At 48.0% G+C, this 13,515-nt stretch carries 9 protein-coding genes and 1 CRISPR repeat array (1 of these 10 cut by a window edge); of the genes, 5 read left to right on the forward strand and 4 right to left on the reverse strand.

Translation table 11 applies throughout. The features are described 5' to 3' along the window. The first annotated feature begins 170 nt into the window (after positions 1 to 170). Positions 171 to 1,166, forward strand: a complete 996-nt coding sequence (locus tag AC286M_RS36735) for an endo-1,4-beta-xylanase (protein WP_488209113.1) — start codon at positions 171 to 173, stop codon at positions 1,164 to 1,166. Here AC286M_RS36735 and AC286M_RS36740 read toward each other — a convergent pair. Then, positions 1,163 to 1,657 carry a hypothetical protein gene (locus AC286M_RS36740; RefSeq protein WP_488209114.1) on the reverse strand — a complete coding sequence of 165 codons (495 nt, stop codon included), beginning with the start codon at positions 1,655 to 1,657 and terminating at the stop codon, positions 1,163 to 1,165. The genes AC286M_RS36735 and AC286M_RS36740 overlap by 4 nt on opposite strands. Before the next feature lie 313 nt (positions 1,658 to 1,970). Here AC286M_RS36740 and AC286M_RS36745 point away from each other — a divergent pair, with 313 nt between their 5' ends. Next, positions 1,971 to 2,966 (forward strand): nuclease-related domain-containing DEAD/DEAH box helicase, encoded by a 996-nt coding sequence (locus tag AC286M_RS36745; RefSeq protein ID WP_488209115.1) that lies wholly within the window; start codon positions 1,971 to 1,973, stop codon positions 2,964 to 2,966. A 10-nt stretch (positions 2,967 to 2,976) separates the two neighbouring features. On the opposite strand, the gene AC286M_RS36750 is transcribed toward AC286M_RS36745, so the two are convergent. Then, positions 2,977 to 3,837 (reverse strand): Tn3 family transposase, encoded by an 861-nt coding sequence (locus AC286M_RS36750; protein ID WP_488209116.1) that lies wholly within the window; start codon positions 3,835 to 3,837, stop codon positions 2,977 to 2,979. Between the two features lie 17 nt (positions 3,838 to 3,854). Then, positions 3,855 to 6,911 (reverse strand): Tn3 family transposase, encoded by a 3,057-nt coding sequence (locus tag AC286M_RS36755; RefSeq protein ID WP_488209117.1) that lies wholly within the window; start codon positions 6,909 to 6,911, stop codon positions 3,855 to 3,857. 130 nt (positions 6,912 to 7,041) lie between these two features. On the opposite strand from AC286M_RS36755, the gene AC286M_RS36760 reads away from it, so the two are divergent. The 3 genes from AC286M_RS36760 to AC286M_RS36770 all read left to right on the forward strand — a co-directional run bounded on the left by AC286M_RS36760 (position 7,042) and on the right by AC286M_RS36770 (position 9,221). After that, complete coding sequence (locus tag AC286M_RS36760) at positions 7,042 to 7,629, forward strand: recombinase family protein (protein ID WP_488209118.1); 588 nt, start codon at positions 7,042 to 7,044, stop codon at positions 7,627 to 7,629. A 42-nt stretch (positions 7,630 to 7,671) separates the two neighbouring features. Continuing rightward, positions 7,672 to 8,121 carry a tyrosine-type recombinase/integrase gene (locus AC286M_RS36765; protein WP_488209119.1) on the forward strand — a complete coding sequence of 150 codons (450 nt, stop codon included), beginning with the start codon at positions 7,672 to 7,674 and terminating at the stop codon, positions 8,119 to 8,121. 176 nt (positions 8,122 to 8,297) lie between these two features. Beyond that, positions 8,298 to 9,221, forward strand: coding sequence for a DEAD/DEAH box helicase (locus AC286M_RS36770; RefSeq protein ID WP_488209120.1), 924 nt, complete (start codon positions 8,298 to 8,300; stop codon positions 9,219 to 9,221). 126 nt (positions 9,222 to 9,347) lie between these two features. Here AC286M_RS36770 and AC286M_RS36775 read toward each other — a convergent pair whose 3' ends face one another. Beyond that, positions 9,348 to 9,923, reverse strand: coding sequence for a Uma2 family endonuclease (locus tag AC286M_RS36775; protein WP_488209121.1), 576 nt, complete (start codon positions 9,921 to 9,923; stop codon positions 9,348 to 9,350). 557 nt (positions 9,924 to 10,480) lie between these two features. Continuing rightward, positions 10,481 to 13,515: a CRISPR direct-repeat array (repeat unit 35 nt; unit sequence GTTTCCATTAGTTCAACTTCCGAAGAAGTTTAGAG) (it continues 1,283 nt past the right edge of the window).

Below are 13,515 nucleotides of genomic sequence, written 5' to 3' on the forward strand. Positions count from 1 at the left end.
ATAAAGCTGAGAACTGATGACTTGCTCTTCCTCTAAGTAGTATGAACAGGCTTTGCGATATTTCAATATAACAATACTGATGCGACTTGCTTTTGAGGATTATGCATGAGCAAATGCTACTACAGCCTTTTCTGGGGGCATCCTAGAACCATTCTCTCTACCCACACCTCATGCCATCTACCCTACGTGACCTAGCCGATCGCTGCCACTTCACTCTCGGAGCCGCCGTCACTAGCGAACGCTACTTTTTAGCCAATCCGACCTACCGTCAAGTTCATACCCAAAACTTCAACCTGCTCGTTCCCGCTAGCGCGATGAAGTGTCATAACGTCTGCAAAGAGCCTCAGCAATACGACTTCAGTCTCTCTGATGCCCTTGTCGATGTTGCAACCCAACATCACCAAAAAGTGCGTGGCCATACCCTCTGTTGGCATGAAAGCTACGCCCCCTGGATGACCTCCCTCACCAGTCTAGAACTCGAAAAAGTCCTGCACGACTATATCACTACCCTAGTAGAGCGCTATCGAGGGCGTATCTATGCTTACGATGTCGTCAACGAAGCTCTCAAAGACGATGGCTACCCCCGTAACTCCATCTGGCGCAGCATCGAAAACTTTATCCCCAAATGCTTCCAGTGGGCGCACGCTGCCGACCCAAATGCACAACTGCTCTACCTCGACTATCGAGTTCACACGACTGCCCGCTGGAAAGCCATCTCCAAAATGGTGCGGGAGCTTCAAGATGCTGGTATTCCCATCCATGCCGTAGGAATGCAGCTACACCATAACCTCTTCCGCTCCATGACCATTAGTGGTATCCGCCTAGCCGGAGCCATCCAAGATTTGAAGAAACTAGGCGTCGCCGTTCATATTTGTGAAGTCAGCATTGGCATCCCAAAATCCGCTCAGGGGCTTCCCCCTGCGGTTAAGTTCAACCTCCAGGCACAAGCCTATCGACAGGTTGTCAAAGTTGCTTTAGAAGCGGGGGCTGAAAGCTGTAACTTCTGGGGCTACAACGACTTGCATCCATTCCATGTGCCCCCAGAGAATGACCCTAACGATACACCCGCTATCTTTGATGAGCATCTGCAACCCAAAGCAGCCTATCATGCCATCCATGATGAACTGGCTCGCCAGGTTAAACGTCTAGAAGGTACAGCCGCTTAGATTGATCCGATATCAGCAGCGGTGGCTCGTGTCCAATTTCCCCGGCCATTGGGCAGCAAATAGTGGCTTAGCTCGTTGGTTTTGGTATGCACCGGCACCGCAATAGCCAACTGGTACAGTTCTGAAGGATCGTTTTTCAGGGTCAGAGTGATGGTTGATGTGGTGGCTTCCAAAGAGGCAGCTTGATAATCCTCAAGACCTGATAGATAAATGGTCAAACTGTCCAGCACTTTGGTGGAATTGACATAACCATCTTCATCGATAAACAAAGCAATCGGAGACTGTAAGTCGCTCACTCGTAGCCATTCTACGCCGTTAAAAATAGGAGAAGGAGCGGCTTCACTCCCTCTACCATCCAGCAGCAATATTAGATAATTTGCCTGTCCTGGTTGCAGGTAGGTATCCCACAGTTTAGGAAAGCCGCTGTAGCATTGGCTCAACAGTTTCAACTCCTGGAATAGATCATCGTAGCGCGATTGCAATTCATTCATAGCTTAGTTAGACAGTCGGAGATAGGTCTTCGTTTTGCTTAACGTAGTCTGCCCAAGAAGAAGCCAGTGATGGCTATCGCTCCCTCTCTTTGGAGCGGATTCAAAATTGGCTTAGTAAAAGAACAGCGACAGCTACTTTTTTTCTAGTGGTTGATTGCCCTGGTGTTGTAACTTTTGACTTTTTGACTTGCTATCTCAAAGTGCGATCGCGCTTTTCTGGTGAAAATGCTGTGACTTGCAGAAATATCTTTTGTAGTGGGCACAATACCCTTATGCAAACTTCCGATCGCCCCGTAAGCTGTACTGATACTCTATGGCTCAGATGATTCCTGACTCTATTCCCTCGAACGCGAGCCAGGGAGAGAAAACGCTGTATCACCTGCTGAGCGATCGCCTGCCAGATGACTTCATTGTTTGGTATGAGCCACGGGTGAAGAACCTCTATCCAGATTTTGTGGTGCTGGGGCCAAGCTTCGGCCTGCTGATTCTGGAGGTAAAAGGCTGGTTTGCCCACCACATCGAACGTGCTAATCACAACTTCTTCGATGTTCGCTATCGGCGCAATGATGTCATCAAAGTAGAAACCTATCCATCACCGCTGAAGCAGGGCCACAACTACTTTGCGTCCGTTTCCGATAAGCTGCTGGGCTATCCGCTCCTGTGCCTTCCAGACGGCAACTATCAAGGTCGCCTTGCTTTTCCTGTGGGTGTTGGCGCGGTCATGTCGAACATAACCGAGGCCCAGGCGCGGGATGAAAACCTATATGTGCTGCTGGAGAAGCCCCAGGTTGCCTACCGGGATGAGCTGCTGGGATGGGAGAACATTAGCGCTCTCAATTTGATTGCCCGACTGAAGGCCATGTTTACGGTTGATTTTCCGTTTCCACCCCTAACCCCTGACCAGATCAGCACGGTTAAAGGAGTGCTGCATCCTGAAACCGTAATCAAGCAGGTGCCAGCGAGCCAAATGAGTTTGCCGCTGGAGATTGAACAGCCACTGCCATCGAACAGTATGAAGCTGGTTAGTCTTGCAATTGAGCAAGAACGGCTTGCTCGCAAGCTCAAAGGTGGTCATCGTCTCTTCTCTGGCGTTGCGGGTTCCGGCAAGACATTGATTCTATTGGCCCGTGCCAAAGCTTTGGCCAATCGGCTCTCACGACCACGAGTACTCATTCTCTGCTTTAACATTACGCTGGCTGCTCACCTGCGATCGCAACTGCACTCGGATGCTCAAAATCCTCAGTATCGAGCGCAAATACAGGCTCAGCATTTTCATGACTGGCCATCCAATAGCAATGGAAAAATTTAGCCAATAGACCTCACAAGTTCTGTGGCTTGCGTAGCTTTCTGAGTTGCCTATTCTTTTTGATTTCATTGAGGTTGAACTGATATCGCCCATGCACATTGAGATGCTCAGAGCGAGTTGGCCAGATGTGCATAAGGTCTGCATTATCAACAGGATGGCCTTCCTGACGGAGCTGTTCGACAGCCTTGTTCATGTAGATGGTGTTCCAAATAATCACAATATTGGTCACCAGATTGAGGCATTCAACTTGATGCAACAACTGCTCGTCTGACTGGCCCTTCACCTTGCCTTGATTGGCATAGAAGAGATGTCTCTTGAGGGACTGCATAGCTTCGCCCTTGTTCAACTGCCGAGATATGCTGTGCCGAGTGCCTTCATCCTCGTACCAGCGGAGTGTTTGTAGGGTTGAGATCAACTTACCGTATTCCTGTAAGGCCAGCATAAGTGGATGCTGGCTTGGATAAGCCTGCAACTTTTGAATGAGCAAGGAAGCGGTGACCCAACCTTGCTTGAGCGACCCCACCAAGCGCAAAATTTCATCCCAGTTATTGATGACCCGCTGCTTGTCGATTACCTCAGTAATATGAGCTTTGAGCTTCGGGAAGCGCTTCATTTTAATATTGGCTGTACGATAAAGCCGTTGACGGCCAAGATCCCGAATCCGAGGACTGAAGCGCATCCCCAGAAGATCAAACAGTGCCGAAACCAGTTCAGTATATCCAGCCGTATCAGTCGTATGTTCCAGTAGTGACAATTCTGTCTCGTTATTGAGCTGTTCATCAAGGACATAGGTGGCATCTCTATGGGTAGACGGAATGGGCTTGGTTCCGTACTGGGGGTTTTTTGCATAACCCCCCGAAAAGGTATATTCCACAATGAGACTCGCTCATCTCACTCAAGCGGCAGCCGTATCAACTGTTGAATAATCGCTTCCATATCAATGGTTTCAGGCTGCCTATTGAACTCATAGCGACCATAGAAATTGATGTGCTGCCACGCGACTGGCGACACCTGGCTGAGCAGGGCCACCCTAGCCGCGTCACCGCAGCTATCGCTGTGAGTCAATAGGTCGGACAGGATAGAGGCGTTGTAGTAGATGATGCAGTTGGTCAGCAAGCGAGCGCAATCTCCCCATATCTGCTGCTCATACTCGGTCTTAAAGCGAAGCTTACCGAAATTGGCGTAGGAAACGGCTCTGCGCAATTGATGATAGCTTTCGCCCCGGTTCAGCGCCCGCTGGACATTCTGACGCAGGGGAACCGAATCGACATAATCCAGAAGATAGAGGCTTTTGATGATGTTGTCGTACTCCCATAGCGCTCGCCGGGTCTTATTCCTGCGAGCATAGGCACTCAGCTTGCTAACAAGGATGCTCTGAGTGGTGGTCTTCAGAGCCAATGACACCATAATGCGCTGGATGTTGTCCCACTCGGCCACAATGAGCTGAGTATTGATCTTGCGAATCGGCCTGAGCAGGGCATCTCTATACTGACTGGGATGTTTGAACCCATAGAGCGCATGGGTGACCTTGTCATGGATATCCCGGTAGCGCGGGGCGAACTGATAGCCGAATAGGTGCAAGATGGCGAAATTGACCTCGTTGGTACCATGCGTATCGGTGGAATGAACTGTGGGCTGAACCTCAGTCGTGTTGTTGAACAGCAGGTCGAACACATAATGGCTCTCGTGCTCATTCGCGCCGATGATTCTGGCATTGACCGGCACATGGTTGGCCACCAGGGTGTAGGAAACGACGCCCTTTTTCAACCCAAAATACTTGGGTGAATGACGGGCATTGATGGTCTGAATCTGGCTTTCGAACTTTTGTCCATCGCTGCTGGAGTGAAGGGTTCCGTCAATATCGTAGTGCCGAAAAATAGGGAGTTCAGCAATGGCATTGCTGACGAGATCGTTAGCCTTTCTGAGCGTTTCTGGGCGGAGGAAGTTATCGGATGCGTTTGCCAGGGCGTGATAGCTGATATCCGAGGTCTCGCCCATGCGACCCAGCCCCATATTGGTGCCCCAAGCAATCAGGCAGGCGATCAGCACGCTGTCGTCTGATTTTTGTTTGACGTAACGTCCCAATCGGTGTTCAAAGGCTTCGCTAAACTGACAGTGCTGATTGGCGAAATGCACGACGCTGCTGAGGTTGGCGTGCTTCAGCGTACTGAACATCCGATGGTTGATTGACTCGCGAATGCCGGGTGACTGAAGCGTCCACCGGATGGTTGCCCCCCGCTTTTTGATCTCAAAATGTGGATTCTCACCAGCACTCAAGCGTTGATTCACCTGCGCCAGTTGAGCCTCCAACTGCTGTTCGAGCGCTGCCAAATGCGCTTGAATCGGTTGCTTGAGGATCGTTAGCCCAATTGCTGTAATCAGCTCAGTCTTTGCCTGCCACTGCTGCTTGCTGAGTAGGTCATCCTCGAAACTGCGGAAGCGAACACTGTCGCGGCAGAAAATATCGCCAGATTCCAAACCGTTTCGCAGCAGTCGGTAAACCAGAAACTCGTAGCGGTTTGGTAGTAGATGACCACCGACTTCTGCTGAGGCATAGAGATAGCGTTTGGTTGAGTCTGGAATGAACTGGGTTGGAAACGAGTCTAGGCGATATTGACTCAAGGGTCGCCCTTTTTGCGCCGCTGCTTTCAAGAACGCAAGCGCCTTCAACACAGGGGCATACCCCGAAGCACTGGCAAACTCAATCGCGTGTAGGATAGGCCGCAGATTGCATTTGAACTGTCGCGCCAAAGTATCTACATGCTCCCATTGAAAAGCCGTCTCATCGAAGCTGGCTTGAGTGGCAATGTGCTCAGCCACGAAGGCTAATTTCTGACGCTCTAGGATCTCAAAGGCTCTTGTCCGAACTACCTGAAAGGGAGTGGTTTCGGCAATGGTGTCGTCGGTAAAAAGCTTGAGGATCTGACTGGCTTTTTGCAGGTTTTGGTTACCCTCAACCCGATACTCATACACCTGTTCTTTAGCCGCTATTTTGCTCTCTTCAACATACCGTCTGACGTTGTATATCAGGCTGTTGATCAGATTGTCGTGTGCCCGCTGGTAGCGATGGTAAACAAAGCACAGCAGATACACATACACCGTACCCTCAGTCAGTTGCTTGAGCCGGAAGACAGAGTAATAAGTCACCAGTGACGCATAGTACTTGATGCTCTCGCGGGAAATCTCCAGTGCGGGCAGTAGGTTCTGGGCCAAGCGATAGAGTGGCTGAATCTGATCGCTGCGACGAATCTCACGCTTCACCTCACCGAGGCTGAAATCTTTGGGTTCTCGTTTCAGCTGAGTGATTTCGTACAGCCCTGGTGCATCATCTATCATCCGGTTTAAGGCTTCAGTATTAGCGACTGTCAGATGCTGTTTCACCACGGCAACCAATCGGCCTTGCTCATAGGCAATGGCCTGACCCACTACATCCTGCATAAAACTATATCCAGGTGCGACAAGGCATTGCTCTTCGAGATAACGCACTAGCTCGCGAAAGATGTAGATGGGCTTGCCACAAACCCTGGCAGCCTGTTGAGCTTTGCGCATCAGTGCTTGACGCTCCGCCTCAGCACAGGTGCGGTAGTTGCAGAGTTCAAGGATAATGCGCTGGTGTTTCAGTCGCGTGACCTTCGTCAGTTCAAACTCAGTCAGATGGAAGGTTGGGAAGTAGCGTGCCTGAATATATCGAACATCGGCAGCGACAGCTGAAAATTTGAAGACAAAAAAGAGATGGCGAGCCTTGAAATAGCCCAGTTGTAGAATGGCGTATATCCGGGACTTGATGCTATGCAGCTGCTCGATGGCGGTAGCGTCTCTAGACGATAGCGCGAAGTACTCGCTTTGCTCTTCAGGGGTGAAGTGAGGCAATCCATAGAGGTCGGTAATCTCGTCATCACCCAAGATTTGCAGACGTTTTTGAGTAGGAGCCGCTATCTGCTCTGCCATAGGAATTAGCGATCTCGCTGGGGCGTTGCGTCGTTTACAATAGTCTCAGAAAGTAGACCTTTTGAGACAGGCCCATATTAATGTCTCAATCCATGTCTCATTATTCGATTCTCAAAAGGTCTTAGACCTAATGAAACCTTTGGGGGCGATCATGGCTGTCGTCGGCTATGCGCGGGTCAGCTCTGTGGGACAAAGTCTCGATGTGCAACTCGATAAGCTGAAGCATTGCGACAAGATCTTCCAAGAGAAGCGGAGTGGTTCTTCCAGCAAGCGGCCTCGACTGAAAGCTTGTCTCGAATATGTTAGGGAAGGCGATACGCTGGTGGTGACCCGCTTAGACCGGCTGGCGCGCTCCACGCTTCATCTCTGTCAATTGGCTAAGCAGTTAGACCGAAAGCAGGTCAATCTCCAGGTGCTTGACCAGAACATTCACACCGGCGATGCTACCGGACGGCTGCTCTTTAATATGCTGGGGGCCATTGCCCAATTTGAGACCGAAATCCGGGCTGAACGTCAAATCGATGGCATCCAGAATGCCAAAGCCCGTGGTGTTAAGCTGGGTCGGGATAAGCATTTGACTGAGCAGCAGTGTTTGAAACTGCGACAGAAGCGAGCGCAGGGCGTGCTCATCAAAACCCTGATGAAGGATTACAACCTCTCGAAGGCCAGTGTGTATCGCTATCTGGAGGGTACGAAAGTTGCGCAATCACTAGATTGAGACTCAGATGTCTCTTTGTGGAATATACCTTTTCGGGGGGTTATGCAAAAAACCCCTTATCGGCATGGGCTGAGGGTTTCGGAGCTGTGTGCGCTGAGGTGGGACCACATTGACTTTGCCCAAGGAGTGTTGCATGTCAACCGACTCAAGCATGGTATGCCTAGTGTTCATCCGCTGAGGGGGCCGGAATTAAGAGCACTCCGTAAGCTCAAGCGAGAATCGATTCAATCTCCCTATGTGTTTATGACGGAACGGCAAGCCCCGATGACGGCAGCAGGGTTCAGGCAGATGTTATCCAGAGTAGGGGTACTGTCGACACTTGACTTTCCGGTTCATCCACATATGCTTCGTCATGCCTGTGGGTATAAGTTGGCTAATGACGGTCATGATACTCGGGCCATTCAGCTTTACCTGGGGCACAAAAATATTCAACATACGGTTCGATACACCGAACTCTCAGCCAAATGTTTCTCAGATTTCTGGAATGACTGATAAATACTGCCTGTGAATGATCTCTAAACAACCTCAATAGCCAATCAAGTGGCTCTTAACGACTCAAACACCCACCACGTAGTCTCGAAATACCAGAATCGAAATCCTATTGGCTAAATTTTTCCATTGCTATTGGATGGCCTGACTGGGCGCGATCACTGCTCGGACGGCTGCCGGTGCCCAGAGAATTTAACAGCAGTGAGGAATACGAAACGTTTCTTGGTCAGCAGGTCTTGCTGCGGTTGCAGCAGCGATCGCCCGATCAAAAGTGGGATGCAGTCTTGGTGGATGAAGCGCATACGTTTTCCCCTGACTGGTTCCTCTGCTGTGTTGCCGCTTTGAAAGACCCCCTAGAGGGCGATCTGATGATTGTTTCGGATGGTAGTCAGAGTCTCTATCAGCGGCGCAAGTTTACCTGGAAATCAGTTGGCATACAGGCACAGGGCCGCAGTCAGCGACTGGCTCAAAACTACCGGAATACGCATGAAATTCTCTCAGCCGCATGGCAGGTCGTACAGCCGACTTCAAATGTATCTGATGAAGATGCGACGTTTCCCATTGTTGAACCGAGGGCAGCGCTCCGGCATGGGCCAAAGCCTGTTCTGCATCTGACTTCATCTAGAGCCGATGCAGTCGAAGCTGTTTTAGAGCAGGTGCGATCTCAGTGTGAATCGGGTTATGCTCCGGCTGAGATTGCGATTCTCTACCGCTACAAGTCCAAAAAAGATGAGCCGCTGTTTCAGTCAATGCTGAAGCGGTTGGACGATATGGGTGTGCAGTCTTATTGGATAACTGAGAGTACAACAACCAAGCTGAACTACAGCGTTCGCAAACCAGGGGTGCGCGTCCTCACGACGCTATCTTCGCTGGGCTTGGAATTCAAGGTTGTTCTGCTGATCTGGGTGGAGCAATTCAACGACTGCTGCGATCTCAACTCTGATGCAGCAGCCTTAGCGCGGCGGCAGCTCTATGTGGCGATGACTCGTGCTCAGGATGAACTACATCTGTTTGGCCATGTCAGATCGCCCGTTGTTCGAGAACTGAGAGAAAGCAATGCATTTAGCGCGATCGCTGTTCGAGCTAGCCAGGTGATGACATAGACGAAAGCGCTTCCAATGCTTCATAAAGAAGAGACCCGGCGCTGGAGTATGGCAAACGCAAAAACAGAGTCAGGGCTTTAGCTACGTAGATTCTCACATGGCTTTTTACAGGTTGGGTGATTGAACTCAGTGGGAGATCTGCGATCGCAAAAAGTCTTGGATGGCAATCTCACACTCCGGAAACGCGAGCGGTGCAACAGTATCCTGTTCCGATAGTTTTCGTTGTACCCTATAGCCTGTTTGCTCTGGCTCTTGAAAGACATGCAAACACCGTTCTTGCACATCCAAAATCCAGTACTCCTGAATGCCAGAACGTCCATATATGGGAACTTTTAGATCGCGATCGCGCCGCAGTGTACTGTCCGCTACCTCGATGAGTAAAAAGATTTCCCTTGGTATTGGGTGGTGATCTTCATAATCAAGCGGATCAATTTGCACCACTGCTACATCAGGTTCGGGTTCTGAGAAGTCGCTCAACTGTACTGGGTCTTGAAACCGCAGCAATGCTTTTCCTGCCAACAGACGAGACAATACTCGATCGATGCGCGTTACTGCTGCGCTATGCGCTGTCCCTTTTGCGGCCATCCTGTAGAGCTGTCCTTCAATCAATTCCACTCGTTCATCAGCTGCCAAAATTCCCGCTTCTACCATGCGGTGATAGTCTTGCACACTGAGTGCTCTGAGTTCTGCGGCAATACTCATCCTTTCAACCTCTCAGCAGCTGCAATTTCTATGTCTAGTTTGGCACTATCTTCAGCATTAGCCTAGTACAGCGTTAAAGCTTAAATTTGTAGGTTGGGTTAGCGCTAGCGTAACCCAACGGAACCATTGCCGCTGTTGGGTTTCACTTCGTTCAACCCAACCTACAGTAACCCACTAAATCAAATCCAATTGATGGCTTATGTTGCTGAGCAGATAAGCAAAAACTCCTCACATTCTTTTTGCCAAAGTCCAATGTGAGGAGCTGAGTCGATTTCTGATTCCTTCAAATGAAGGACAGTAAACGCGGAGTGGGTAAGTTTTATTGTGGAATTGGAGGATGGGCAAAAGACAGAAGGCGCACAATTTCATTCATTAATTATCAATCGATATTTAATGGCTAGTACTGAAAGGCAGAAGTAAGAAGGCAGAAGGCAGAACGGAGATTCCCTATCTTGAAAGAGTTTCAGCTTTAGCAAAAGGGTGAGTTATTTCTGCTGTCGAATACTAGTTAGGTAACCTTTTCATCCTTCTGCCTTCTGCCTTCTGCCTTGGTAGACGTTTCCATTAGTTCAACTTCCGAAGAAGTTTAGAGCTTGGATTCGATTAATGCCGATTTCTGGCATATCGAGTTTCCATTAGTTCAACTTCCGAAGAAGTTTAGAGCAACGTTACGTTGGACGCCTGGAATGAGGGAGTCGAAGCGTTTCCATTAGTTCAACTTCCGAAGAAGTTTAGAGATGGAGCATCGACGACATTGATGACTCCGAAAAAAGGTTTCCATTAGTTCAACTTCCGAAGAAGTTTAGAGTATTGCGACTATTGATTTTCGTGGTGAATACCCTGACGGTTTCCATTAGTTCAACTTCCGAAGAAGTTTAGAGAATCGCTAATTGATCCACTACTGAAGCATGACACTCCAGTTTCCAGTAGTTCAACTTCCGAAGAAGTTTAGAGAATCGCTAATTGATCCACTACTGAAGCATGACACTCCAGTTTCCAGTAGTTCAACTTCCGAAGAAGTTTAGAGACGATATCCAAATCAAACAATAGATCCTTAATTTAGAGTTTCCATTAGTTCAACTTCCGAAGAAGTTTAGAGATTACAGGTGTTACAAACTACACCCCTCACCACTCTTCGTTTCCATTAGTTCAACTTCCGAAGAAGTTTAGAGGAGGCTACGCTTACGGTACAGGGGCAACTCTCAATGTTTCCATTAGTTCAACTTCCGAAGAAGTTTAGAGTTTCGTGTCTGGTGGACAAGTCCAATCTGGTGAACTGTTTCCATTAGTTCAACTTCCGAAGAAGTTTAGAGTATACGACTCAATTCCAGAATTTTTGAGAAATCAAGCTGACGTTTCCATTAGTTCAACTTCCGAAGAAGTTTAGAGATTTTTTTGGAGGAAACTTACAAGGTTTCGCTGAGCGTTTCCATTAGTTCAACTTCCGAAGAAGTTTAGAGTATGTCGGAATCACTATGCCTTAACTGGGGATACGCCTTGTTTCCATTAGTTCAACTTCCGAAGAAGTTTAGAGCTTTTCAGCGAAGCTGAAACGCTGCGGCAGACACCAGAGTTTCCATTAGTTCAACTTCCGAAGAAGTTTAGAGTGTTGAGGTAATCACCTGGGTGGAAGACATAGACACGTTTCCATTAGTTCAACTTCCGAAGAAGTTTAGAGCACAGCTTTTCAGCTTCGCTGAAAAGCTTCGGCAAAGCCCAGTTTCCATTAGTTCAACTTCCGAAGAAGTTTAGAGTGGAAATTTTCCAAGAAGCTGAACAGCTTCGCCAAAGTTTCCATTAGTTCAACTTCCGAAGAAGTTTAGAGAAGACGCTGTTCAAGAGATTCAAGTTGGCGGGCACAGTTTCCATTAGTTCAACTTCCGAAGAAGTTTAGAGTTTCAGAATACATCGAAGCTGATGCCAAGGAAAAGGCTCCAACGTTTCCATTAGTTCAACTTCCGAAGAAGTTTAGAGTAGATGCAGATACATTGACGGAAGTACTAGGACAGTAAGATTTCCATTAGTTCAACTTCCGAAGAAGTTTAGAGCTGTCTTGTTTTCAGTTGCTTTGGCTTTTTCATTAGTTGTTTCCATTAGTTCAACTTCCGAAGAAGTTTAGAGAGGGTAAATCAGATATGCTAGATCCAAGAGATTTGGTTAAGTTTCCATTAGTTCAACTTCCGAAGAAGTTTAGAGCGGAGCTTTTCCGTAAGCCTCACTGTGAGCCAGTGGAAGTTTCCATTAGTTCAACTTCCGAAGAAGTTTAGAGTCTTGATTTTTGTAGGGCCAGCGTTCTCAAAATGAAAGTTTCCATTAGTTCAACTTCCGAAGAAGTTTAGAGCAGGAATTGGTACCATCAAGTCGGGTAACGCCTGGTTTCCATTAGTTCAACTTCCGAAGAAGTTTAGAGGATTTATTGGATTTTCGTAGTCTTTTCGATAGCTCGTTTCCATTAGTTCAACTTCCGAAGAAGTTTAGAGAATATGACGAAGCTTGGTATGAACGCTCTACTCGATAGTTTCCATTAGTTCAACTTCCGAAGAAGTTTAGAGGTGACGGAGACGGTACCGAGGAAACTCGTGGCAGCTGGTTTCCATTAGTTCAACTTCCGAAGAAGTTTAGAGAGTAGCGTTCTGGGCTTTACGATTCAAGAAGCATCTCGTTTCCATTAGTTCAACTTCCGAAGAAGTTTAGAGTTTGGACTATCTACGGGTGGTTCACGAGGTTTGGTGAATGTTTCCATTAGTTCAACTTCCGAAGAAGTTTAGAGACCTCCAAACTGGTCAGGGCGGACCGTTCTCCTTAACGGGTTTCCATTAGTTCAACTTCCGAAGAAGTTTAGAGCTGCAAAGGCGGAGGTACAACCTACTCAACTGACTCGTTTCCATTAGTTCAACTTCCGAAGAAGTTTAGAGCTGAAAAACTAGATTTATCCCTAGTGATCGATAAACTGTTTCCATTAGTTCAACTTCCGAAGAAGTTTAGAGGGTGCGATGGCACCTACTACCCGGATTGGAACTCTTGCGTTTCCATTAGTTCAACTTCCGAAGAAGTTTAGAGATTTGATCTCGTACCAATTGGAAGTGCAACTATAAGTTTCCATTAGTTCAACTTCCGAAGAAGTTTAGAGACTTTACCAAAGCACTGGCACTGGCCCCGGTTTTATTGTTTCCATTAGTTCAACTTCCGAAGAAGTTTAGAGACGTCGTCGAATCTGACGATGTCTGCACGAGCTGGGTTTCCATTAATTCAACTTCCGAAGAAGTTTAGAGATTTCCTGGTGCCCTACACGTCCAGGTTACGATATTTCGTTTCCATTAATTCAACTTCCGAAGAAGTTTAGAGTCTTTGAGGGGAGTCGATTAGTACTTCATGGAAATATCGTTTCCATTAATTCAACTTCCGAAGAAGTTTAGAGGGGTCAATGTCCGGCAAGAACCAAACGTCTTAGCCGAAAGTTTCCATTAATTCAACTTCCGAAGAAGTTTAGAGGATTTACGATTCCGGAAGGTGCATTCAATGCGCCTTACAAGTTTCCATTAATTCAACTTCCGAAGAAGTTTAGAGTTATAGAGTCATTACTGAAGAGAAA

The organism is Thainema salinarum CENA647 (genome assembly GCF_057732415.1).